This window comes from Streptomyces sp. A0958, assembly GCF_004795035.1.
In the GTDB taxonomy this organism is placed as follows: Bacteria; Actinomycetota; Actinomycetes; order Streptomycetales; family Streptomycetaceae; genus Streptomyces.
The window spans coordinates 1-23967 of the sequence record NZ_SSBK01000005.1; the positions used below are offsets into that span (position 1 = coordinate 1).

Consider the following 23967-nt stretch of genomic DNA (forward strand, 5'->3'; position numbering starts at 1 on the left):
CTGTCCGGGCCGCCTCGTCCGGCAGCGGCTCCAGCGGCCGGCTGGGGGCCCAGTGCGGCCCGAGGTCGTCCAGCCGCCAGCCGAACGGGTACGAACGGGGCTGCGGCCGCGCGGGGAAGCGGCGCGGCCGGGCCGGCATCCTGCGTACGCACCGCGCCCGCAGCCGCAGCGCGGCCGATGCCGAGGCCCGCACCCAGCCGGGCTGCGGCCGGAAGCCGAGCGCCTTCAGCAGCGGCTCGTCCAGGAGCGCCAGCGAGAACCGCGCGACCAGCGGCCGCAGCGGGCGCGGGTACCAGCTCGCCATCACCCGGAACGTGGCGCTGGCCACCCGCCGGTTCGCCGGGTCGTACGCGAACATACGCTCCTCGTACACTTCGAGAAGCCGCTCGAACCCCTCGTAGGTGTCGGGGACGTCCTCGATGCCCATCATCGCCCCGGTCTTGCGCCCCGCCTCCGCCAGCGCCTGCACCTCCTGCGCGCACAGCGGGCGCCATCCGTACCGGTCGATCCAGCGCTTCGGGCCCACGACCGTGGTCGCCAGGACGTACCGGAAGTCGTCGTTCGGGATGCGGTACTTGCCGTGGATGCGGTTGAGATGCCGGGCCGCGGCCCGCCCGCGCTCCGAGTCGAAGCCGTCGACGGCCATCTCGTACGCGATCAGCACCGTGTCGTCGTACCGCTTCTGCCCCTGACGCTCGAACTCCTGGGTGCGGTCCAGGAGTACGGAGATCCGGGGGACGCCGTAGTCGCGCAGGAACGCGACGCTCACGCCCTGGCGGTAGTCCCAGGGGAACTCGTACTGAGAGATCAGCCGGAGGATCTCGGCGTAATCCCGCGCCGGATTCATCCGGCGGATCTCATGCAGGCGGCTGTACCGGCCCATGGTGCGCCCTCCTGTCCGTGTCCGGCTCCCCGTGGGACCGCTCCCGGTCGAGCTGACTGACGCCAACCCCCTTCTGACGGCAGGTATATGACGTGCCGTCCGGTCCGGAGAGTCAAAGTTACAAATACTATTGACTTGTTTCACCGGCCCCGTCAACACCGCAACCGCAGGCCCTCGCCCCCGGCCTCCCGGGGGTCGCTGCGCAGGGCCGGTGCGGGGCTCGCATACTGGATCGGGCGGGGCCGGACGCTTCGGTCCGGCGCCCGCCGAGCCGCCGGGAGCACCGCATGAGCAGCGCAGCAGCCAGGAACGACGACCCCGCACCGCCCCCGCCCGGCGGCGTGCTGTGGAGCCTGTCCGGCGACGTGCGGGCCCTGCTGATGCTGCCCGCCGCCCTCGCCCTCCAGGTCGCCCACCCGGCGGTCGGCGCGGGCGTCGACGAACACTCCGTGTTCCGTACGGACCCGTGGGGGCGCGGCGAGCGCTCCCTCAGCTCGCTCCAGCTCTGGGTGTACGGGGGTGAGCAGGCGGCCGAGGAGGGGCGCAGGCTCCGCCGGCTGCACCGGACGATCCAGGGCACCGACACCCGGAACCGCCCCTACCACGCCCTGTCACCGGCGAACTACGCCTGGGTGCACGCCACCGGTTTCCCCGTCTACCGGCACGGGGCGCGCTACCTGCTCCGCCCGCTCACCCCGGACCAGGAGCGCGCGCTCTACCGGGAATGGCTCCAGGTGGGCCGGGTGCTCGGGATTCACGACCGGGACGTGCCGCAGACCATCGAGGAGTTCTGGCCCTACTACCGCGCGATGCTCGCCGACGAGATCGAGAAGACCGTCGTCGTGGCGGAACTGGTCGCCACCGACACCCCGGTACCGCCGCCGGACCGGGGCCCCTGGGCGCTGCGGCTGCTGCTCGGGGCCCTGTGGCCGGTGCTGCTCCCGCCGCTCGCCCGGTTCCGCGCCTTCCTGACCGTCGGGCTGATGCCGCCCGACGCCCGCGAGGCCATCGGGCTGGAATGGACGGACGCGCAGGAACGCGCGCTGCGACGGTTCTGCGCGGTGGCGCGGGTGGTGGTTCCCGTCCTGCCGGAGCGCCTGCGCTATCTGCCCCGGGCCCGCCGGGCGCGGGCGGCGTACCGGACGGCCCGCAGGCGCGGGGGAGCGGTCGCCGGATGAGGCCCGCCCGCGTGTTCACGCCGAAGCGGTCGCCGGATGACGCCGGCCCGTGTGTTCGCGCCGAAGCGGTCGTCGGATGGCGCTCGCCGGCTGGTCACGCCGAAGCGCGGTGGACCAGTTCCGTCGGCGTGATCACCGATTCCGGCCCCGCGCTCCCGTCGCCCAGCCGCTCCATCAGCAGCCGCACCATCAACCGCCCCATGCCCACCACGTCCTGACGGACCGTCGTCAGCGGCGGGTCCGTGGCCTCGGCGACGGACTCCATGTCGTCGAAACCGACCAGCGCCACGTCCTTGGGCACGCGCCGGCCCCGCTCGCGCAGCGACCGCAGCGCGCCCGAGGCCATCAGGTCGTTGGCCGCGAACACGCCGTCCAGGTCGGGCCGCCGCTCCAGCAGCTCCGCCATCGCCCGGGCGCCGCCCTCCACGGTGAAGTCGCCGTCCGCGACCAGCGCGGGGTCGGCGTCGGGCAGGACGTCGGTGTAGCCGTCGATCCGGTCGAGCGCCGAGGTCTGGTCGCGTGGGCCCGCGATGTGCGCGATGTGCCGACGGCCGAGCGACACCAGATGGCGCACGGCCTCCCGGGCGCCGCCCCGGTTGTCGCAGTCCACGAACGGCACCGCGGGAGCGGACGCGGCGCCCGGCCGGCCCGGTCTGCCGCCGTACACGGCCGGAACCCCGAACCGGCGGATGACAGCGGGTAGTTCGTCGTCCGTGTGCAGGGAGAAGGCCAGCACCCCGTCCACATGGCCGCCGGCCAGATAGCGGCTGATCCGATCGAAATCGCCGCGCCCCTCCACCAGCAGCAGGACCAACTGCGCGTCGTGGGCGTTGAGTTCGCGGCTGATGCCACGGATGTGCTGGGAGAAGAACGGGTCGGAGAAGATCCGGGCCTCGGGCTCGTCGATGACGACGGCCACCGCACCGTTGCGCCGGGTCACCAGGGTCCGCGCGGCGTGGTTCGGAATGTAGCCGAGCTCCTCGACCGCCTTGCGCACCTGGTCCACGAGCGGCTGCCTGACCCCCGCACCGCCGTTCACCACCCGGGAGGCCGTCGCCCGGGACACTCCGGCGCGGGCCGCCACCGCTTCCAGCGTGGGGCGCGCGTGGAGAGGGGCATCGGGGGTCGGACCGGGCAAGGGACGCTCCTCGGGACGCGGAGGGGGCCGGGAACAGCCGGGGCCGGCCGGTCGGCGCGAACCTTGCCAGCCTAAGGGCTGTCCGGCGGATCGGCGCCGCGGCCCCGGCGCCGCAACCCCGGCCTCGGCGCCGCGACCCCGGCGCTGATGCCCCGGCCCCGATCCGCCGGACAGGCACTGACAGCCACTGACAGGCACGGACAGCCCCGGCGCCTCCGGCCGGCCGCCGGAAACCGCAACGCGCACGGGTCTGTTGTGCGCGCCCGGCCCGGAGTATCTTCCGCCCATGCCGATCGCGCCGACAGGCGGCGGGGGGCGGCCGCCCCGGCGCGGCCGTGTCCGCGATCTCGCCCTGGCCGCCGCGTCCGCCGCCTTGACCGTCCCCCTGGTCACCATCCCCTCGGACGCCGCCCGCACCGCCGCACCCCGTACCGGCTTCGAGGTCTCCGCCGGGGCCCGCTGGACCGGGCAGGCCGAGGAGACCGCCTTCCTCGCGGGCCTCGGCCGGCTCGGCGACCGGGTCTCCGTACGGCGGATCGGCACCACCGCGCAGGGGCGCCCGCTGCGCCTCGTCCGCATCGGCAGCCGCGACCCGGACGCGCTCACCGTGCTCCTGGTCTGCGGCCAGCACGGCGACGAGCCCGCCGGGCGCGAGGCCTGCCTGACCACGGCTCGCGACCTCGCGTGCGCCACCGATGCGCGCACCCGCGCCTTCCTGGCCCGGACCGAGGTCCTCGTCGTGCCCACGGCCAACCCCGACGGCCTGGCCGCCGGAACCCGGGGCAATGCGGACGGCGTGGACATCAACCGTGACCACCTCGCGCTGCGCACCGCCGAGGCCCGTGCCGTGGCCGCCGTACTGCGCGACCACGAGCCCGACGTGATCGAGGACTTGCACGAGTACGCGGCGACCGCCCCGTACTACGACAAGGACCTGTTCGTCCTGTGGCCGCGCAACCCCAACACCGACGACCGGCTGCACGACGAGGCGCGGGACCTGGCCGAGCAGCGGGTGCGCCCCGCCGCCCTGGACGCCGGGTTCAGCAGCGGTGTCTACGGCGTGTGGACGGACCCGGCCACGGGCCACCCGGTGAAGCAGAGCGCGGGCGACGGCCAGGAACGCATCCTGCGCAACATCGCCGGCCTCAAGCACGCGGTCGGACTGCTGGTCGAATCCCGTACGGACGCGCTCACCGCGGCCGAGCGCGTCGACCCCGCCCGCGTCAACCACCGCCGCCTGACCTCGCAACTCATCGCGCTCCAGGCGCTCTTGCGGTATGCCGACGAGCGGCACGGGAGCATCGCCGCCGCCACCGCCGCCTCCCGCGCGGCCGGGTCCGCCGACCGGGGGCCCGTCCACCTCGGGGGCGCGGACAACGAGGCCCCGGAGCCGGGCGAGACGCTGGACGACCCGCCCTGCGGTTACCGGCTCACGCGGAAGCAGCTCGCCCGGGTCGGGGACGAACTGGCCCTGCACGGCGTCACCTCCCGGCCCGACGGAGACGGGGCGTACGTGCCCCTGCGTCAGCCCGCCCGGAAGCTGATCCCGCTCCTCCTGGACGTGCGGGCGGCATATCACCTCACAAACGGTCAGCCCGATACCGCTTGTTGATGACGGATGATGCAGGTTCGGTGTGGTACTGCCTACGGAGAGTGAATTGTCCGCTTCCGTGAAAGGTGCCATTCGTGTCGCAGGACGATCAGAGAACGGGCGGCAGGGGGGATCTGCCGGTGACGGCGGATCTGCCCGGCGACCCGACCCAGAACCGGCGCCCCATCACCGACCGAGTGGTGTTCGGCGTCACCGCCGGACTCACCCTCGCCTTCGTGGTCTGGGGCGCCGTCGCCACCGACTCGCTGGAGGACGTCTCCGACAAGGCCCTCAACGGCCTCATCCACAACGGTGGTTGGGCCTTCATGCTGGCCGCCTCCGGATTCGTGGTCTTCGCCCTGTGGCTGGCCATCAGCCGGTACGGCAACATCACCCTCGGCCAGGAGGGCGAGAAGCCGGAATTCCGGACCGTGTCCTGGGTCGCCATGATGTTCAGCGCCGGCATGGGCATCGGTCTGATGTTCTACGGGGTCAGCGAGCCGCTGGCCCACTTCACCGCCCCGCCCCCCGGCACCCACCCCGCCGACGCCGCCGAGGCGATGCGGACGGCGATGGCCACCACCCTGTTCCACTGGACGCTCCACCCGTGGGCGATCTACGCGGTGGTCGGCCTCGGCATCGCGTACAGCACCTTCCGGCGGCGCAGGCGGCAGACGATCAGCGCGGTCTTCGAGCCGCTCATCGGCTCCCGCCACGCCCACGGCGGTCTCGGCCGCTTCATCGACATCCTGGCCATCTTCGCGACCCTCTTCGGCTCGGCCGCCTCGCTGGGCCTCGGGGCGCTCCAGATCGGGAGCGGCTTCCACGAACTGAACTGGAAGGAGAAGACCGGTACCGGCCTTCTCGTCCTGATCATCGCCGTGCTGACGATGGGCTTCATCGCCTCCGCGGTCTCCGGCGTGGAGAAGGGCATCCAGTGGCTGTCGAACATCAACATGGTGCTGGCCCTGATCCTCGCCGTCTTCGTGTTCATCGCCGGGCCCACCATCATCGTGCTCGACCTGCTGCCCACCTCGATCGCCGGCTACTTCGGTGACCTGCCGCAGCTGGCCGGCCGCACCGAGGCCACCGGCGAGGGCAAGGTCGCGGACTGGCTCGGCAGCTGGACCGTCTTCTACTGGGCCTGGTGGATCTCCTGGACGCCCTTCGTCGGCATGTTCATCGCGCGGATCAGCCGCGGCCGGACCATCCGGCAGTTCATCGGCGGCGTCATCCTGGTGCCCAGCGCGGTGAGCCTGATCTGGTTCGCGGTCTTCGGCGGCACCGCGATCAAGCTCCAGGAGAGCGGGAAGCTGAACGGGGCCGACACCCAGGAGGCCGAGCTCTTCGGCGTACTGCAGCAGTTCCCCATCGCCTCCGTGATGAGTGTGCTGGTGATGGTCCTCGTCGGCATCTTCTTCGTCTCGGGCGCGGACGCCGCGTCGATCGTGATGGGCACCCTGTCCCAGAAGGGCATCCTCGAACCCGCCCGCTGGGTCGTCGTCTTCTGGGGTGTCGTCACCGGCGCGGTGGCGGCCGTCATGCTGCTGATCGGGAACGGCCAGGGCGACGCCCTGGCGGGACTCCAGAACCTGACCATCCTGGTGGCGGCCCCCTTCACCCTGGTGATGATCTGCATGTGCGTGGCCCTTATGCGGGACCTGCGCCACGACCCGTTGATCGTTCGCCGCGAGTTCGGCGTGGAAGCCGTCGAGTCCGCGGTCATCGAGGGCCACGCCAAGTACGACGGCGACTTCGAGATCCGGATCGGCCCGGGCGGCAGCCAGATCACCACCGAACGCCACGACAGGCCCGGCGGCTCCAGCCCCGCCTGAGGCGGCCGGAGGCCGCGGCCCGGCGGAGGCACGGGTACGCTGCCCGACTCGACCGGCCCCGGGTCGCGCCGGGGCTCAGCCCACCAGCCGCGCCGCCTCCAGGGCGCAGCCCAGCGCCACCGTCACGCCCGCGCCGCCGTGGCCGTAGTTGTGCACCAGCCGCCCGCCCCCGGCCGACGCCTCGGCCTCGATCCGGACACCGGCGTCCCGGGCCGGCCGCAACCCCACCCGGTGCCCGATGACCCGCGCCCCGGCGATCTCCGGCCGGACACGGGCGCACCGGGCCACGATCTCCCCGGCCGTACGGGGATCGGGCACGGTGCTCCAGTCGTCGGCCACCGCCGTGCCGCCGAGGACCAGCCGGCCGGGCTGCGGGAAGAAGTACGTGGTCTGGCTCGACGCCGGATCGGCCTCGGTGAACCACTCCCGTATGCCCGGGTTCTCCACCAGCACCAACTGCCCGCGCACCGGCCGCACCCCCGCGTCGGGCACCAGCTCGCGGGCGCCGAGCCCGGCGCAGTTGACCACCGTCCCCGCCTCCGCCGCCGCCTCGTCGAACGAGGTGACCGTACGACGCTCGACCGCGCCCCCGGCCGCCCGCACCTGCCCCTCGAGCCACTTCAGATGGGCCGGCATGTCGATCAGCGGCAGCCGGCACCGCAGCCCCTCGGCGCTCTCCACGGCGTCCTTCAGCTCCCCGGCCCAGGGCCCCAGGGCCGCGACGCGCTCGCCCCGGTGCAGGCCGTCGACCAGCCGCACACCGGTCTCCTCGGGGCGGGCGGCCAGCTCCTCGTACCAGCACAGCCCGGTCAGCGACCAGTCGCCGACACGGTCCAGCGGCTCGATCCGGTAGGGCCACCACAGGGCCCCCGCCACCGCCGACGTCGTGTCGCCGGCCGGCTCCCGGGCCCAGACCCGCACCCGGTGACCCCGCTCGGCCAGCACCATCGCCGTGGTCAGCCCGCTGACCCCGCCACCCACCACGATCACGTCCGACACCGCTGCCCCGCCTTCCCCCGCAAGCTCTCCCGCCAGGTTCGCGTCCATGGCCGGACTCTAGGCGCTGCCCCGGCCGCCGCCTGCCGCCCCGGCCCGTCTCCGGGGCCCCGCCGCGCCGATTAGGATCGGCACCCTGATGACTGCCACCCTCGTCGCCAAGGACCTCGCCGCCGGACACGGCGACCGCACGCTGTTCGCCGGGCTCGACCTCGTGGTCGCCCCCGGTGACGTGATCGGTCTCGTCGGAGTCAACGGCGCCGGAAAATCGTCACTGCTGCGGCTGCTCGCCGGGCTCGACCAGCCGGAGGAGGGCGAGCTGCGGCTCTCCCCGCCCACCGCCACCGTCGGCCACCTGCCCCAGGAACCCGAGCGGCGCCCCGGCGAGACCGTACGGGAGTTCCTGGCCCGCCGCACGGGCGTCGCCGAGGCCCAGACCGCCATGGACACCGCCACGCAGGCCCTGGTCGACGGCGCCCCCGGCGCGGACGACGCCTACTCCGAGTCGCTGGAGCGCTGGCTCGCACTCGGCGGCGCCGACCTGGACGAGCGGGCCGAGGAGACCGCGGCCGAACTCGGCCTGACCGTCGGGCTCGACCTGCCGATGACCGCGCTCTCCGGCGGCCAGGCCGCCCGCGCCGGACTCGCCTCGCTGCTGCTGTCGCGCTACGACGTCTTCCTGCTCGACGAGCCCACCAACGACCTCGACCTGGACGGGCTCGAACGCCTGGAGAAGTACGTCTCCGGGCTGCGCTCCGGCACCGTCGTCATCAGCCACGACCGCGAATTCCTCATGCGTACGGTCACCAAGGTCCTCGAACTGGACCTGGCCCAGCAGCAGATCAACCTGTACGGCGGTGGCTACGCGGCCTACCTGGAGGAACGCGAACGCGCCCGCCGGCACGCGCGCGAGGAGTACGAGGAGTACTCCGACAAGCGCTCGGCGTTGGAGGGCCGCGCCCTGATGCAGCGCTCCTGGATGGACAAGGGCGTCAAGAACGCCCGCCGCAAGGCCACCGACGCCGACAAGCTCGGCCGCAAGTTCCGCAGCGAGTCGAGCGAGAAGCAGGCCGCCAAGGCCCGGCAGACCCAGCGCATGATCGAACGGCTCGACGTCGTGGACGAGCCGCGCAAGGAGTGGGAGCTGCGCATGGAGATCGCCTCCGCGCCCCGCTCCGGCTCGGTCGTCGCCACCCTGCGCGAGGCGCGGGCCGTGCGCGGCGACTTCGTGTTCGGCCCGGCCTCGCTCCAGATCGACTGGGCGGACCGGGTCGCCATCACGGGCGCCAACGGCTCCGGCAAGTCGACCCTGCTGGCCGCGCTGCTCGGCCGCCTCCCGCTGGACTCCGGGCACGCGAGTCTCGGCTCCGGTGTGGTCGTCGGCGAGGTGGACCAGGCGCGGAAGCTGTTCCACGGCTCGGAATCCCTCCTGGAGGCGTTCTGCGCGGCGGTCCCCGAGACGGAACCGGCCGACGTCCGCACGCTCCTCGCCAAGTTCGGTCTGCGCGCCGACCACGTCATGCGCCCGGCGACCACCCTCTCGCCGGGCGAACGCACCCGGGCGGCGCTCGCCCTGCTCCAGGGCCGGGGCGTCAACCTCCTGGTCCTGGACGAGCCCACGAACCACCTGGACCTCCCGGCGATCGAGCAGCTGGAAGCGGCGCTCGACACGTACACCGGAACCCTGCTGCTGGTCACGCACGACCGCCGAATGCTGGAGGCGGTCCGCACGACGCGCCGGATCGAGGTGACGGAGGGCAGGGTGACAGAGGCCTGAGAGCTGTGCCGGACCACACCTGCCGGCTCGCCTTTCCTCCCGGCCCCTCCACCCACTCGCCCCTACCCGCCCCCACCGGGCCCTACCGCCGGCGACCCCTCCGGCGCCTCGCCTTCCAGCACTTCCCCCTGCTCGCCCCCGCCCCGGCGCCTTTCCTCCCAGCCCCTCGGGCGTTTGAGGAGCGGGGTCCGGGGCGGAGCCCCGGTTACGGGAAGGGGCGGGTAGGGGAACAAGCCCGCCGCAGGCGCGCCCCGCCCGCCGCAGGCGCTGCCGCCCCTACCCGCCCCCACCCCTGCCGGGTCCTACCGCCGGCCACCCCCCGAATCCCCCTTCAACAACCCCGCCCGCCGCAACGCATCGGCCATCGCCCCGTTGGCCGGAGCCGCAGCAGGCGCCTGCCGGCCACCCCCGGCACCACCCCCGCCGCCGGAACCACGCCGCTCACGCCCCTGCCCTGCGCCCCCGGACCCGCCCGACCCCCCGGACGAACCACGTGAGCCACCACCGCTCTGCCGCTGCCGAGGCGGCCGCCCACCCCGCTCGGCCCCGGACGCACCGGCACCTCGGGCGCCCGCGCCCGCGCCCGAGCCCGCGCCCGCCTCGTCGTCCAGCCGCAGCGTCAACGAGATCCGCTTCCGCGGAATGTCGACCTCCATGACCTTGACCCTGACGACGTCACCCGGCTTGACGACATCGCGCGGGTCCTTCACGAAGGTCCGGGACATCGCGGACACGTGCACGAGCCCGTCCTGATGCACACCGACGTCCACGAACGCCCCGAACGCGGCGACGTTCGTCACGACGCCCTCCAGCACCATCCCGGCCACCAGGTCGCCGATCTTCTCGACGCCCTCCTTGAAGGTGGCCGTCTTGAAGGCGGGACGCGGGTCGCGGCCCGGCTTCTCCAGCTCCTTCAGGATGTCGGTGACCGTCGGCAGCCCGAACTTCTCGGACACGAAGTCGTCCGCCCGCAACGACCGCAGCACGTCCGTGTTGCCGATCAGCGCGGCGACGTCACCGCCCGTCCGCTTCACCATCGCGCGGACCACCGGGTACGACTCCGGGTGCACGCTGGAGGCGTCCAGCGGGTCGTCGCCCCGGATGCGCAGGAAGCCCGCGCACTGCTCGTACGCCTTGGGGCCCAGCCGGGCCACGTCCTTCAGGCCCTTGCGGGAGCGGAACGGCCCGTTGGCGTCGCGGTGCGCCACGATGTTCTCGGCGAGCCCCGAGCCGATGCCGGAGACCCGGGAGAGCAGCGGCGCCGACGCGGTGTTGACGTCGACGCCGACCCCGTTCACGCAGTCCTCGACGACCGCGTCGAGCGACCGCGAGAGCTTCACCTCGGACAGGTCGTGCTGGTACTGCCCGACACCGATCGACTTCGGGTCGATCTTCACCAGCTCGGCCAGCGGGTCCTGGAGCCGGCGCGCGATCGAGACGGCGCCGCGCAACGACACGTCCATGTCGGGGAGTTCCTGCGAGGCGAAGGCGGAGGCCGAGTACACGGAGGCGCCCGCCTCCGACACCATCACCTTGGTGAGCTTCAGCTCCGGGTGCTTCTCGCACAGTTCACCGGCGAGCTTGTCCGTCTCGCGGGACGCCGTGCCGTTGCCGATGGCGATCAGGTCGACGTGGTGCTCCCGTGCCAGCCGCGCCAGCGTGGCCAGCGACTGGTCCCACTTGTTGGCCGGGACATGGGGGTGGATGACGTCGGTCGCGACGACCTTGCCCGTCGCGTCCACGACGGCGACCTTCACCCCGGTACGGAAACCGGGGTCGAGCCCCAGCGTGGCCCTGGTCCCGGCCGGCGCGGCCAGCAGCAGATCGCGCAGGTTCGAGGCGAAGACGCGTACCGCCTCGTCCTCCGCCGCCGTGCGCAGCCGCAGCCGCAGGTCGATGCCGAGGTGCACCAGGATGCGGGTACGCCAGGCCCAGCGGACCGTGTCGGCGAGCCACTTGTCGCCGGGGCGCCCCCGGTCGTTGACGCCGAAGCGCCGGGCCACCATGTTCTCGTAACCGGACGGGCCGGGCGTCTCGGACGGCTCCTCAGGTTCCAGCACCAGGTCGAGCACGTCCTCCTTCTCGCCCCGGAGCATCGCCAGCACCCGGTGCGAGGGCAGCGCGGTGAACGGCTCGGCGAAGTCGAAGTAGTCCGCGAACTTCGCGCCCGCCTCCTCCTTGCCGTCCCGCACCCGGGCCACCAGCCGCCCGCGCGACCACATCCGCTCGCGCAGCTCGCCGATCAGGTCCGCGTCCTCCGAGAAGCGCTCGGTGAGGATGGCGCGGGCCCCCTCCAGGGCCGCCGCCGCGTCCGCGACGCCCTTGTCCGCGTCGACGAAGGCCGAGGCCGCGGCGAGCGGGTCCACCGACGGGTCGTCCAGCAGCCCCGAGGCGAGCGGTTCGAGCCCGGCCTCGCGGGCGATCTGCGCCTTCGTCCGCCGCTTCGGCTTGAACGGCAGGTAGATGTCCTCAAGACGCGCCTTGGTGTCGGCGGCCAGGATGCGGGCCTCCAGCGCCGCGTCGAGCTTGCCCTGCTCCCGTACGGATTCGAGGACCGCCGTGCGGCGGTCCTCCAGCTCCCGCAGATACCGCAGCCGCTCCTCGAGCGTGCGCAGCTGCGCGTCGTCGAGCATCTCGGTCGCTTCCTTGCGGTAGCGGGCGATGAACGGCACGGTCGACCCGCCGTCGAGCAGCTCGACGGCCGCCTTCACCTGCCGCTCGCGTACGCCGAGCTCCTCGGCGATCCTGCCTTCGATGGACGTCGTCACGGTTCTACCGACTCGCCTTCTCCTGCTGGCTGTGCTGGTCGGGCCCCGGACACGGCCTGGGACCGGCCCGGAGTCACACGCCTGCATTGTGCCGGGTGGCCGGGCGCCGTGTCGCCCGGCCACCCCAGCGAGCTGCCGCCGGTTTCCTCCGTCCGACGGCCGCGTCAGCCGGTCGCGTCGGACGGGAAGGCGCCCGCCGCCCACGCCGTGGCGAGGAATCCGCGCCCCAGTTCGGTCAGCCGGGCCACGCCCGGACCGCCCAGATGCTCGTACGGGCCCAGGTCCATCCGGTCCGTGGCCTCCTCCAACTCCTTGCGCAGCGCGGTGCCCTCCTCCGTCAACTCGCCCTCCGCCGTGAGCAGCCCGCGCTCCCGCAGCCGGGCCGACGCGTCCTCCCAGTCGGTGCGGCGCCAGCCCCGGGTGGCCAGAATCCAGCGGGGCGCCATGCCCTTGCCGGTGGCGGTGTGGCTGACCAGCGCCTCGACCGGGTCGAGACCGGCCGCGAGGAGCGCGGCGAGGTGGGCGTCGCCCCGGTGCTCGCGCAGCAGCGTCGCCGCGTGCCAGTACGCCAGGTGCGGTTCCTCCGGTACCGGGAGACCGGAGTGCGCGGCGTACAGCGGCCGGGCGTGCCGGGTGCAGCCCTCGGTGGCGCGCAGGGCGAGCCGCGCGGCCTCGGCCATTTCGGGGGAGGCGATGATCTCCTCGCCCAGCAGTCGGCGCAGCGTCGAGTCGGCGGCGCGCAGGCGGGCGTCGAGGACCTTCGCGGGGGATGCGATGTCCCAGACGGCGGGCACGTGCCGGGACACCAGCGCGTGGTTGAAGTTGTAGAACGTCGCGGTGACCGTGTCCGCGCCGACCGCGCCCATGGCGGCGGCGCGGGTGGCGAAGTAGGCGGCGGCGGGGTCGTCGATGCCGATCCCGCCGAGCTCCTTGCCGAGGTCGGGGGAGAAGAAGAGCGAGGAGTGCAGCGGGTTGAGGGCGTTGTGGCAGCGCCGTCCGGCACGGGGCGGGAGAGTACTCATACCCGGCACGTTACCGACTGGTCGGTACGGGCAGGAAGTCCCCGGAGCCCGTGACCTGTGCCGCAGTCGGCCATGGCAGGAAAGGTGGGAAGCCCGTCATTGCGGCCCTGTGCGCGGGCCACCCAGGATGGCTGACATGAAGCAGCGATCCGTGCTCGTCGTTCTCTTCGACGGCATCCAGAGCCTCGACGTGACCGGCCCCATGGAGGTCTTCGCCGGCGCCTCCCGGTTCCCGGAGGACTCGTACGTACTGCGCACCGCCTCGCTGGACGGCGGCCCGGTCCGCTCGTCCTGCGGCCTCACCCTGGTCCCGGACGGCAGCCTCGCCGACGCCCCGACGCCCCATACCCTCCTGGTCCCCGGCGGCGGGGGCACTCGTAGGCCCGACCCCGCCCTCGTCGGCTGGCTGCGCGACCACGGCCCGCTGCCGGAGCGCCTGGTCTCCGTCTGCAGCGGCGCGCTGTTGCTCGCCGCCGCCGGTCAGCTGGACGGGCACCGGGTGACGACGCACTGGAACGTGTCCGACAGCCTCGCCCGCGACTACCCGGCCGTCGACGTCGATCCCGAGCCGATCTTCGTACGCGACGGCAGGATCGCCACCTCCGCGGGCGTCACCTCGGGCATCGACCTCGCGCTCGCGCTGGTCGAGGAGGACCACGGCCGGGATGTCGCCCTCACGGTCGCCCGGCACCTCGTCGTCTTTCTGCGCAGGCCCGGCAGCCAGTCGCAGTTCAGTGCCCAGCTCAGCGCTCAGACGGCCCGCCGCGAACCGCTGCGCGAGGTCCAGCACTGGATCACCGAACACCCCGGAGCCGACCTCTCCGTCGAGGCCCTGGCCGCCCGCGCCCGCCTCTCGCCGCGCCACTTCGCCCGCGCGTTCCGCACGGAGACCGGGACGACCCCCGGCCGGTACGTCGACCGGGTGCGCCTCGAACACGCCCGCAGGCTCCTGGAGGACACCACCGACGGCGTCGCCGGCATCGCCCGGAGCTGCGGATACGGCACTCCGGAGGCGATGCGCCGGGCCTTCGTCAAGGCACTCGGCACGGCCCCCGCCGAGTACCGCCGCCGCTTCGGCTCCCGGGCCGCGGACCACCGCGCCGAACCCCGCCACCCCTGAACGAGTGGCCGACAAACCGACAAACCGAGAATCCGACGGACCGAGAGACAGGCAGCAACCCATGCAGATCGCCATCCTCCTCTTCGACCGCTTCACCGCACTGGACGCCGTCGGGACGTACGAGATCCTCTCCCGCACCCCCGGTGCCGAGACGGTCTTCGTCGCCGAGCGGCCGGGGGCGGTGCGCAACGACAGCGGCAGCCTCGACCTGGTCGCGCACCGCACGCTGGACGAGGTCCCCGCCCCCGACCTCGTCGTCGTCCCGGGCGGCCCGGGGCAGCACCACCAGATGGAGAACGAGAACCTGCTCGGCTGGCTGCGCCGGGCGGACGCGACCAGCACCTGGACCACCTCCGTCTGCACCGGCTCGCTGCTGCTGGCGGCCGCCGGGCTCCTGAAGGGGCGGCGCGCCACCTCGCACTGGCTCGCCCTCGACACACTGAAGGACTACGGCGTCGAGCCCACCGGCGAACGCGTGGTCTTCGACGGCAAGTACGTGACCGCCGCCGGCGTCTCGTCCGGCATCGACATGGGCCTCGCGCTGCTCGGCCGGATGGCCGGCGATCTGACCGCCCAGGCCGTGCAGCTGCTCACGGAGTACGACCCGCAGCCGCCGTACGACGCGGGCTCGCCGCAGAAGGCCCCGGCCGCGCTGGTCGAGGAGTGGCGCGGCAAGAGCCGCTTCATCCTTCGGTAGGCGTCGCGGCCCGCCAGGTGAAACGGGGCGTGCGGCGCTCCAGGAAGGCGGCGACACCCTCCGCGGTGTCGCCGCCGGCGCGTGCCTGCGAGGCCCAGTGCTCGTCCCGGTCCGCACGCCCCGAGGCGAACTCCTTGGCCGCGGCCTGGGTCAGCCGGGACCGGGACACCAGGGTCCGCACGTAGGCGCCGACCCGCTCGTCCAGCTCACCGGCCGGCAGCACCTCGTCCACCAGACCGGTGCGCAGCGCCCGCTCCGTACCGATCAGCTCACCGGAGAACAGCAGGTGCTTGGCCGTCGACGGTCCCGTCAGCGCGACCAGCCGCCGGGTGGACGACGCGGGGTAGACGATCCCGAGCTTGGCCGGAGTGACACCGAACAGGGCCCCTTCCTCCGCGAAGCGCAGGTCGCAGGCGGCGGCGAGCTGGCTCCCGCCGCCGACGCAGTAGCCGCGCACCGCCGCGAGCGTCGGCAGGGGGAAGGCCGCCAACGCCTCCTCGGCCGCCACGGCCAGCCCCTGCGGGGCGCGCGAGGAGTCCCGGAGCGAGGAGATGTCCGCACCCGCGCAGAACGTGTCGCCCGCGCCCGTCAGCACCAGCGCGCCCACCGACGAGTCGGCGGCCAGCCGGTCCAGCAGTACCGGCAGTTCCTGCCACATGTCGGCCGTCATCGCGTTGCGCTTGGCGGGGTTGCTGATGACGACGGTGGCGACGCCGTCTGCGAGGCTGTGCTCCAGCCGGGGTTCCGTACGGTCCATGAGCCGGATGCTATCCGTGCTGTTGCGGTCCGAAAGCTGATCTTCTCGCGCGAAATCGTTCAAGTTCGGTCGATAGGAATCGACTTGTGTTCAGTAGCACGGACCTGACCAACTACGCCCCGCACTCTGTACTCCACGTGCAGTCACACGAGTGGAGAGCGGGTACCGGACTATGGAGAGCCGCGGGAGTGTCCCCGCCCGGCCCGTGCCGTACGAAGGGGTCTGGCGGTTCACCGCCCCGGCCACGGACGTCTCCGTACCCCAGGCCCGGCATGCCGTGCGCGACCTGCTGAAGCGCCAGAACGTCCCCATCGACGACGACATCACCCAGGGCCTGCTGCTCATCGTCTCCGAGCTGGTCACCAACGCGGTCAAGCACGCCGCGCTGCTCTCACCCGAACTCGCCGTGGAGGTGGCCGTGGGCGCGGAGTGGGTCCGGGTGTCCGTCGAGGACAACCACCCCTACCGGCCCACGGCGCTGGAGACCGACTACGCGCAGACCGGCGGGCGCGGGCTGCTGCTGGTCCGGGAGATCACCCGGGAAGCCGGCGGGACCTGCGACGTCGAGCACACCGCGGGCGGCGGAAAGGTCATCTGGGCGGCCCTGCCGCTCGGATGACCCTTCCGCCGGTGAGCGCTCCTACCAGCCGGCGGCCGGCCCGGTCAGCTCGCGGATCGCGGGCCGGGCGGCGTCCAGCACGGTCATGAACCACGCGGAGAACGGCCCCCGGGCGTGCCGCTCGGCCAGCTCCGCAGCCGTCACGAAGGCCGTCTCGCCGACCTCCTCCGGATCGGGCCGCAGCCGCTCCTGCGCCAGGCCCACGAAGAGGTGGTTGAACTCCTGCTCCACCAGGCCCGACGCGGGGTCCGGGTGGTTGTAGCGGACGGTGCCCGCCTCGGCCAGCAGCGACGGCGAGATGCCCAGCTCCTCGTACGTACGCCGGGCGGCGGCGGCGAAGGGCGCCTCGCCCGGGTAGGGGTGGCCGCAGCACGTGTTGGACCAGACACCGGGGGAGTGGTACTTGCCGAGGGCGCGCTGCTGGAGCAGCAGCCGGCCCTGCTCGTCGAAGAGGAACACGGAGAACGCGCGGTGCAGCTGTCCGGGCGCCTGGTGGGCGGCGAGCTTCTCCGCCGTGCCGATGGTGGTGCCGTTCTCGTCGACCAGTTCGAGCATGATCGCTTCTGCTGCGCCGTTCGACGAGGTGTTCGCCGCGGTGGCTGGTGTGGTCGGCATACCCATCCTTCGCTGTGGTCCCGGCCCCGAGCGCCGGTCCCGTCGAGTTCTGCTCAAGTCTGCCGTACAAAAGCGGCTTGTCCGCACTTCGGGTCCTGGCATGTCCGCCCGGCCCCGCCCCGGTTGGGCGAGGCACGACAGGGCCCGAATGCCGTCGGAAACCCAATCGTGCCCAGCGCGAGGGGTGCGGAATCATCGAGCCCCGGCGCCGTCGTCGCCTCGACCGGACCCTGGCGACGGGCCGGTTCGTACACCTCGGCCAAACCCTACACCTCGGGTTCTTCCGGCCCGCGGGGGTCAGTGGCAGAGCCGCGCCTCGTGCTCGGCATGGCCGCTCGGCTCCAGCTGGAAGGTGCAGTGCTCGACGTCGAAGTGGTCACCGAGGCAGCCCTGCAACTCGTGCAGCAGCTTCTCCTGGCCCATCGAGTCGAGCAGATCCTGGTGCACCACCACATGGGCGGAGAGCACCGGCATCCCCGAGGTGATCGTCCACGCGTGCAGATCGTGGACGCCCAGGACGCCGGGCAGGGCCGTGATGTGGTCGCGCACCTCGCCCATGTCGACGCCCCGGGGGGCCGCCTCCAGGAGCACGTTCAGCGTCTCGCGCAGGAGCCGTACCGTACGCGGGACGATCATGAGGCCGATGACCAGCGAGGCGATGGGGTCCGCCGCCTGCCAGCCGGTCGCCATCACGACGCCCGCCGAGGCCAGCACCGTGACCGAGCCGAGCGTGTCCGCCAGCACCTCCAGATAGGCGCCGCGCACATTGAGGCTGTCCTTCTGCCCGCGCGTCAGCAGCGACAGCGACACCACGTTGGCGACCAGGCCCACCAGGGCGAAGGCGATCGTCAGCCCGCCCCGGGTCTCGGCCGGGCTGATGAAGCGCTCCACCGCCTCGAAGAGCAGATAGCCGCCCACCCCGAGCAGCAGGCAGCAGTTGGCGAGCGCGGCCAGGATCTCCGCCCGGGCGTAGCCGAAGGTGCGGTTCGGCCCGGCCGGCCGGTTGGCGAAGTGGATCGCCAGCAGTGCGAGACCGAGCCCCAGGGCGTCGGTCGCCATGTGCGCCGCGTCGGCGATCAGCGCGAGGGAGCCGGACAGCGCACCGCCGACGATCTCCATGACCGTCACGGCCAGGGTGATGCACAGCGCGATGCGCAGCCGCCCCTTGTGCGCGGCGGCCGCGGTGCCGGTGGGCGCGGGCCCGCCGTGTACGTGTCCGTGGTCGTGCCCAGCCCCCATGGGGACGCCTCCCGGTCGTCTCGCGGCCCCGGCGCGGTCGCCCCGGGCCCTGCCCAGTCAACTACGGGTGGGGGGTATCGGGCAACACGGCACTGAACACCGTTGTCATTGGCCCTGACCTGCGGAAATGCCCGCAGGTCAGCCGGGTGGAGCAGCCCGCCCGGCGGCCGCCCCCGCAGTACGCGGGAGCCGGTGTTTTGTCAGGTGAGGCGGCCATCAACCATGATGATCGCCGGGCGGCGCGCATGATCCGGCTCCGCCCGGAACGGAGCACAAACGGGCAGTGAACTCCCGCTTCCGTTCATCCGATAGCCTCTGCCGACATGCCGCCGGCCGCATCAGGCCGCACTGTCGCGTGCCGATCCGTGTCAGCACCCAAGGAGTGAGTTCGTCTGTCGACCGCCATTCTCACAGGTGCTCCGCTGCCCGGATCGTCACTGGAGGGCGATCTGCGGTCGCTGGGCTTCGACGTCCAGGCAGCCGCCGATGTCACCGAAGCGGCCACGCTGCTGTCCGCCGTCCCGGCCGGGGACCGGGTCGCGCTCGTCGACCCCCGTTTCGTCGGCCACCGCCACGCCCTGCGGCTCGCGCTGACCGACCCGCGCTTCCCCGCGGCGGCCGTGCCCGGCGCCCTGACCGCCCAGGCCGAGGCGCGCCCCGCCCTCATCGGCGCGCTTCGCACCACCACCGAGGCCGTCGGCGCCGGAGTGCCCACCGGCGGCAGCACCGCCACGGTCACCGACCGCACCGTGCCCGGCCGGCTCGCGGCCACCATGGAGGCCGAGGGCACCGAGGTGCAGCGCCCCGAACTCGGCTCGCTCGTCGCCACCGTGCCCACGGACGACGCCGCCCGCGCCGCCGCGCACTCCGGCGTCGAGGCCGTGGACGACGAGGCGGTCCGGCTGCGCAGCGCCGTGAAGGCCCGCGACGGCTTCTTCACCACCCATTTCATCAGCCCGTACTCGCGCTACATCGCCCGCTGGTGCGCACGCCGGGGCCTCACCCCGAACCAGGTCACCACCGCGTCCCTGCTCACCGCGCTGATAGCGGCCGGCTGCGCGGCCACCGGCACCCGCGGCGGATACGTCGCGGCGGGCGTCCTGCTCCTGTTCTCGTTCGTCCTGGACTGCACCGACGGGCAACTCGCCCGCTACTCGCTCCAGTACTCCACGATGGGCGCCTGGCTGGACGCCACCTTCGACCGCGCCAAGGAGTACGCCTACTACGCGGGCCTCGCCCTCGGCGCGGCGCGCGGCGGCGACGACGTCTGGGCGCTGGCGCTCGGCGCGATGGTCCTCCAGTCCTGCCGCCATGTCATCGACTTCTCGTTCAACGAGGCCAACCACGACGCGGTGGCGAACTCCAGCCCCACGGCCGCCCTCTCCGACAAGCTCGACAGCGTCGGCTGGACGGTCTGGGTGCGCCGGATGATCGTGCTCCCGATCGGTGAGCGCTGGGCGATGATCGCCGTACTCACCGCCGTCACCACCCCGCGCATCGTCTTCTACGCCCTGCTGATCGGATGCGCCTTCGCGGCCTGCTACACCACCGCCGGCCGCCTCCTGCGCTCCCTGACCCGCAAGGCCCGCCGCACCGACCGCGCCGCCCAGGCCCTCGCGGACCTCGCCGACTCCGGACCGCTCGCCCAGCTCGTCGCCGCCCGCGGACCCCGTGTCCCCGGCGCCTGGAGCGCCCCGGTGCTGGCCGTCGTCGGAGCCGGCGCACTGATCGCCGCCGCGCTCCAGCAGCCCTTCGGCAGCCGGCAGACGGTCATCGCCGCCGTCTTCTACGCCCTCTGCTCCGGCATAGCCGTGGCCCGGCCCCTCAAGGGCGCGCTCGACTGGCTCGTCCCCCCCGTCTTCCGCGCCGCCGAGTACTGCACGATCCTCATCCTGGCCGCCCGCAGTGACATCGACGGGGCGCTCCCGGCGGCCTTCGGGCTCGTCTCGGCCGTCGCCTACCATCACTACGACACGGTGTACCGCATCCGGGGCGGCACCGGCGCCCCGCCCCGGTGGCTGGTGCGCACGGTCGGCGGACACGAGGGCCGGACCCTGGTCGTGGCCGTGTTCGCCGCCGCACTCACCGGAGCCTCCGGCTTCACCACGGCGCTCACCGTGCTCGCCGTGGCCGTGGCAGTGGTCGTGCTGGTGGAGTCCATCCGCTTCTGGGTGTCCTCCGGGGCGCCCGCCGTTCACGACGAAGGAGAACCCGCATGATCGGCCTCGTACTGGCAGCCGGCGCAGGACGGCGCCTGCGCCCCTACACCGACACGCTGCCCAAGGCGCTCGTGCCGGTGGACGGCGACAGGACGATCCTCGACCTCACGCTGGCCAACTTCGCCGAGATCGGGCTCACCGAGGTCGCGATCGTCGTCGGCTACCGCAAGGAGGCCGTCTACGAGCGCAAGGAGAAGCTGGAGGCGCAGTACGGCCTGAAGCTCACCCTCATCGACAACGACAAGGCCGAGGAGTGGAACAACGCCTACTCCCTGTGGTGCGCGCGTGAGGTTCTGAAGCGCGGGGTGCTTCTCGCCAACGGCGACACCGTCCACCCGGTCTCCGTCGAGCGGACCCTGCTGGCCGCGCGCGGCGACGGCAAGCAGATCATCCTGGCCCTCGACACGGTGAAGCAGCTCGCCGACGAGGAGATGAAGGTCGTCGTCGAGGACGGCAAGGGCGTCCGCCGGATCACCAAGCTGATGGACCCGGCCGAGGCCACCGGCGAGTACATCGGCCTCACCCTCATCGAGGCCGAGGCCGCCGAGGAACTGGCCGATGCCCTGAAGGCCACCTTCGAGCGCGACCCGGACCTGTACTACGAGGACGGCTACCAGGAGCTCGTCAACCGCGGCTTCACCGTCGACGTCGCCCCCATCGGTGACGTGAGCTGGGTCGAGATCGACAACCACGACGACCTCGCGAAGGGCCGGGAGATCGCGTGCCGGTACTGACCCGACTCATCCCCTCCCCGGTCTTCGTCGACATCAGCCGGGGCGCCATGCACGACCTGGCCGGCCTCCTCGCCGACCAGCGGATCTCCGCCTCCGGCAAGCTCGCCATCGCGATCAGCGGCGGCTCGGGCCAGGCCCTGCGCGAGAAGCTGGCACCGGCCCTGCCGGGCGCCGACTGGTACCGCGTCCCGGACGGCAGCATCGACGCCGCGGTGCAGCTGGCCGACGACATCAAGGGCAAGCGCTACGACGCCGTGGTCGGCCTCGGCGGCGGCAAGATCATCGACGTGGCGAAGTACGCCGCGGCCCGGGTCGGCCTGCCGCTGGTCTCGGTCGCCACGAACCTCGCCCACGACGGCCTCTGCTCGCCGGTCGCCACCCTGGACAACGACAACGGCCGCGGCTCCTACGGCGTGCCCATGCCCATCGCCATGGTGATCGACCTGTCGGTGATCCGCGACGCCCCGGACCGCTTCGTGCGCTCCGGCATCGGCGACGCGATCTCCAACATCTCCGCCATCGCCGACTGGGAGCTCTCGCACCAGGTCAACAGCGAACAGATCGACGGCCTTGCCGCCGCCATGGCCCGTACCGCCGGCGAGGCCGTCCTGCGCCACCCCGGCACCGTCGAGGACGACGAGTTCCTCACCGTCCTCGCCGAGTCGCTGGTGCTCTCCGGCATCGCCATCTCGATCAGCGGCGACACCCGGCCCTCGTCCGGCGCCTGCCACGAGATCAGCCACGCCTTCGACCTGCTCTTCCCCAAACGGGCCGCCAGCCACGGCGAGCAGGTCGGGCTCGGCGCCGCCTTCGCCATGCACCTGCGCGGGGCCCACCAGGAGTCCGGCCTCTTCGCCGAGGTGCTGCGCAGGCACGGCCTGCCGGTGCGGCCCGAGGAGATCGGTTTCACCGTCGACGAGTTCGTCCAGGCCGTCGAGTACGCCCCCCAGACCCGTCCGGGACGCTTCACGGTCCTGGAACACCTCAGCCTGTCCACCGACCAGATCAGGGACGCGTACGCCGACTATGCCAAGACCATCAGTAGCTGAACTCCGCCCGGTCGTTCACCCCCCGGGCGTCAAGGACCGGCGCAGCGGTGAACACTGGGCGGGCCGGATATACATGCGCGAGATCTCGCTGCGCGTGGACCGGTATCTGGTGAACACCAAGGTGACGCCCAACCAGCTCACCTACCTGATGACCGTCGCCGGTGTGCTCGCCGCCCCGGCCCTGCTCGTGCCCGGCATCACCGGCGCGGTGCTCGGTGTCGTCATGGTCCAGCTCTACCTGCTGCTCGACTGCGTCGACGGCGAGGTGGCGCGCTGGAAGAAGCAGTTCTCGCTCGGCGGGGTCTACCTGGACCGGGTCGGCGCCTACCTGTGCGACGCGGCCGTGCTCGTCGGCTTCGGCCTGCGCGCCGCCGACCTGTGGGGCACCGGGCGGATCGACTGGCTCTGGGCGTTCCTCGGAACCCTCGCCGCGCTCGGCGCGATCCTGATCAAGGCCGAGACGGACCTCGTCGGCGTCGCCCGCCACCAGGGCGGGCTGCCGCCCGTCAAGGAGTCCGCGTCCGAGCCGCGCTCCTCCGGCATGGCGTTCGCCCGCCGGGCCGCCGGTGCGCTCAAGTTCCACCGGCTGATCCTGTGCGTCGAGGCATCGCTGGTCATCCTGGTCGCGGCCGTCCTGGACGAGGTCAGGGACGACTTCTTCTTCAGCCGTCTCGCGGTCGCGGTCCTGGCCGGCATCGCCCTGCTGCAGACCCTGCTGCACCTCGTGTCGGTCCTGGCATCGAGCAGGCTGAAGTGAGCACACCCATGAAACTCGGCGCGGTCATCATCACGATGGGCAACCGCCCGGCCGAACTGCGCGCCCTGCTCGACTCGGTCGCCGCCCAGGACGGCGACCGGATCGAGGTGGTCGTCGTCGGCAACGGCTCGCCCGTCCCCGACGTCCCCGCGGGCGTGCGGACCGTCGAGCTGCCCGAGAACCTCGGCATCCCCGGCGGCCGGAACGTCGGCATCGAGGCCTTCGGGCCCTCCGGCGCCGACGTGGACGCCCTGCTCTTCCTGGACGACGACGGGCTGCTGCCCCTCACCGACACCGCCGAGCTGTGCCGGCAGGCGTTCGCGGACGACCCCCGGCTCGGCATCATCAGCTTCCGGATCGCCGATCCGGAGACCGGTGTCACCCAGCGCCGGCACGTGCCGCGGCTGCGCGCCGCCGACCCGATGCGCTCGTCGCGGGTGACGACGTTCCTGGGCGGCGCCAACGCGGTGCGCACCCGGGTCCTCGCCGAGGTCGGCCCGCTGCCGGGCGACTTCTTCTACGCGCACGAGGAGACCGACCTCGCCTGGCGTGCGCTGGACGCCGGCTGGCTGATCGACTACCGCGCGGACATGGTCCTGCACCACCCCGCCACGGCCCCGTCCCGGCATGCCGTCTACCACCGCATGGTGGCCCGCAACCGGGTCTGGCTGGCCCGCCGCAACCTCCCCGCGCCGCTCGTCCCGGTGTACCTGGGCGTGTGGATGCTGCTGACCCTGCTGCGCAGGCCGTCCGGCACCGCGCTGAAGGCCTGGTTCGGAGGCTTCCGGGAGGGCTGGACGACGCCGTGCGGACCTCGCCGCCCGATGAAGTGGCGTACGGTGTGGCGACTGACCAGGCTTGGCCGCCCTCCGGTGATCTGAGAGGCTCGCCTCTGGGAGCATGAGGCGTATTTTTCTTGTCGGGACCTGTCCGCCCTGAGCCGCGCCCGCGACTGGCTGCGCATTTTGAATAC

At 72.7% G+C, this 23967-nt stretch carries 21 protein-coding genes; 12 read left to right on the forward strand and 9 right to left on the reverse strand.

Annotation, left to right across the window (positions count from 1 at the left end; all coding sequences use genetic code 11):
• The coding region (locus E6P78_RS06730; RefSeq protein WP_136202590.1) for an oxygenase MpaB family protein at positions 1–883 on the reverse strand (883 nt) is incomplete at its 3' end.
• A 287-nt stretch (positions 884–1170) separates the two neighbouring features.
• On the opposite strand from E6P78_RS06730, the gene E6P78_RS06735 reads away from it, so the two are divergent.
• Positions 1171–2061, forward strand: coding sequence for an oxygenase MpaB family protein (locus E6P78_RS06735; RefSeq protein ID WP_136202591.1), 891 nt, complete (start codon positions 1171–1173; stop codon positions 2059–2061).
• 94 nt (positions 2062–2155) lie between these two features.
• On the opposite strand, the gene E6P78_RS06740 is transcribed toward E6P78_RS06735, so the two are convergent.
• Positions 2156–3199 (reverse strand): LacI family DNA-binding transcriptional regulator, encoded by a 1044-nt coding sequence (locus E6P78_RS06740; protein WP_136202592.1) that lies wholly within the window; start codon positions 3197–3199, stop codon positions 2156–2158.
• A 286-nt stretch (positions 3200–3485) separates the two neighbouring features.
• Between E6P78_RS06740 and E6P78_RS06745 the strand changes: the two genes are divergently transcribed.
• Both E6P78_RS06745 and E6P78_RS06750 read left to right on the forward strand, forming a co-directional pair.
• A complete protein-coding gene (locus E6P78_RS06745; RefSeq protein WP_136202593.1) occupies positions 3486–4811 on the forward strand; it encodes a M14 family metallocarboxypeptidase in 1326 nt (441 codons plus the stop codon).
• A gap of 74 nt (positions 4812–4885) precedes the next feature.
• Positions 4886–6625 (forward strand): BCCT family transporter, encoded by a 1740-nt coding sequence (locus E6P78_RS06750; protein ID WP_168712577.1) that lies wholly within the window; start codon positions 4886–4888, stop codon positions 6623–6625.
• Between the two features lie 75 nt (positions 6626–6700).
• Here the strand turns inward: E6P78_RS06750 and E6P78_RS06755 are convergent, their stop codons facing one another.
• Positions 6701–7672: an FAD-dependent oxidoreductase gene (locus E6P78_RS06755; RefSeq protein ID WP_136202594.1), complete on the reverse strand. Its 972-nt coding sequence runs from the start codon at positions 7670–7672 to the stop codon at positions 6701–6703.
• A gap of 88 nt (positions 7673–7760) precedes the next feature.
• Between E6P78_RS06755 and E6P78_RS06760 the strand changes: the two genes are divergently transcribed.
• A complete protein-coding gene (locus tag E6P78_RS06760; protein ID WP_136202595.1) occupies positions 7761–9398 on the forward strand; it encodes an ABC-F family ATP-binding cassette domain-containing protein in 1638 nt (545 codons plus the stop codon).
• Positions 9399–9700: 302 nt separating this feature from the next.
• On the opposite strand, the gene E6P78_RS06765 is transcribed toward E6P78_RS06760, so the two are convergent.
• Both E6P78_RS06765 and E6P78_RS06770 read right to left on the reverse strand, forming a co-directional pair.
• Positions 9701–12166, reverse strand: coding sequence for a Tex family protein (locus E6P78_RS06765; RefSeq protein ID WP_136202596.1), 2466 nt, complete (start codon positions 12164–12166; stop codon positions 9701–9703).
• A 164-nt stretch (positions 12167–12330) separates the two neighbouring features.
• Positions 12331–13188, reverse strand: coding sequence for a hypothetical protein (locus E6P78_RS06770; protein ID WP_136202597.1), 858 nt, complete (start codon positions 13186–13188; stop codon positions 12331–12333).
• A gap of 136 nt (positions 13189–13324) precedes the next feature.
• Between E6P78_RS06770 and E6P78_RS06775 the strand changes: the two genes are divergently transcribed.
• Both E6P78_RS06775 and E6P78_RS06780 read left to right on the forward strand, forming a co-directional pair.
• On the forward strand, positions 13325–14308 hold the full coding sequence (locus E6P78_RS06775; protein ID WP_136202598.1) for a GlxA family transcriptional regulator: 984 nt from the start codon (positions 13325–13327) through the stop codon (positions 14306–14308).
• Between the two features lie 61 nt (positions 14309–14369).
• Positions 14370–15005 carry a DJ-1/PfpI family protein gene (locus E6P78_RS06780; protein ID WP_136202599.1) on the forward strand — a complete coding sequence of 212 codons (636 nt, stop codon included), beginning with the start codon at positions 14370–14372 and terminating at the stop codon, positions 15003–15005.
• On the opposite strand, the gene E6P78_RS06785 is transcribed toward E6P78_RS06780, so the two are convergent.
• Positions 14992–15762, reverse strand: a complete 771-nt coding sequence (locus E6P78_RS06785; RefSeq protein ID WP_136202600.1) for an enoyl-CoA hydratase/isomerase family protein — start codon at positions 15760–15762, stop codon at positions 14992–14994. The genes E6P78_RS06780 and E6P78_RS06785 overlap by 14 nt on opposite strands.
• 172 nt (positions 15763–15934) lie before the next feature.
• On the opposite strand from E6P78_RS06785, the gene E6P78_RS06790 reads away from it, so the two are divergent.
• Positions 15935–16381: an ATP-binding protein gene (locus tag E6P78_RS06790; protein WP_136202601.1), complete on the forward strand. Its 447-nt coding sequence runs from the start codon at positions 15935–15937 to the stop codon at positions 16379–16381.
• Positions 16382–16402: 21 nt separating this feature from the next.
• Here the strand turns inward: E6P78_RS06790 and idi are convergent, their stop codons facing one another.
• The 3 genes from idi to E6P78_RS33825 all read right to left on the reverse strand — a co-directional run bounded on the left by idi (position 16403) and on the right by E6P78_RS33825 (position 18804).
• Complete coding sequence (idi, locus tag E6P78_RS06795; RefSeq protein WP_136202602.1) at positions 16403–16996, reverse strand: isopentenyl-diphosphate Delta-isomerase; 594 nt, start codon at positions 16994–16996, stop codon at positions 16403–16405.
• 297 nt (positions 16997–17293) lie between these two features.
• On the reverse strand, positions 17294–18235 hold the full coding sequence (locus tag E6P78_RS06800) for a cation diffusion facilitator family transporter (RefSeq protein ID WP_136202603.1): 942 nt from the start codon (positions 18233–18235) through the stop codon (positions 17294–17296).
• A 434-nt stretch (positions 18236–18669) separates the two neighbouring features.
• Complete coding sequence (locus E6P78_RS33825; protein ID WP_276607210.1) at positions 18670–18804, reverse strand: hypothetical protein; 135 nt, start codon at positions 18802–18804, stop codon at positions 18670–18672.
• Here E6P78_RS33825 and E6P78_RS06805 point away from each other — a divergent pair.
• The 5 genes from E6P78_RS06805 to E6P78_RS06825 are packed head-to-tail and all read left to right on the forward strand — an operon-like array spanning position 18742 to position 23875.
• Complete coding sequence (locus tag E6P78_RS06805; RefSeq protein ID WP_240799107.1) at positions 18742–20454, forward strand: DUF5941 domain-containing protein; 1713 nt, start codon at positions 18742–18744, stop codon at positions 20452–20454. The two genes, E6P78_RS33825 and E6P78_RS06805, sit on opposite strands and share 63 nt — an antisense overlap.
• Complete coding sequence (locus E6P78_RS06810; RefSeq protein WP_136202605.1) at positions 20451–21188, forward strand: phosphocholine cytidylyltransferase family protein; 738 nt, start codon at positions 20451–20453, stop codon at positions 21186–21188. Before E6P78_RS06805 ends, E6P78_RS06810 begins: the two co-directional genes overlap by 4 nt.
• Entirely contained in the window at positions 21176–22237 is a 1062-nt protein-coding gene (locus E6P78_RS06815; protein ID WP_136202606.1) for an iron-containing alcohol dehydrogenase family protein, read from the forward strand. Before E6P78_RS06810 ends, E6P78_RS06815 begins: the two co-directional genes overlap by 13 nt.
• Positions 22215–22994: a CDP-alcohol phosphatidyltransferase family protein gene (locus tag E6P78_RS06820; RefSeq protein ID WP_136202607.1), complete on the forward strand. Its 780-nt coding sequence runs from the start codon at positions 22215–22217 to the stop codon at positions 22992–22994. The genes E6P78_RS06815 and E6P78_RS06820 overlap by 23 nt, the downstream gene beginning before the upstream one ends.
• Before the next feature lie 8 nt (positions 22995–23002).
• Entirely contained in the window at positions 23003–23875 is an 873-nt protein-coding gene (locus E6P78_RS06825; protein ID WP_206307755.1) for a glycosyltransferase, read from the forward strand.
• The last annotated feature ends 92 nt before the right edge of the window (positions 23876–23967 follow it).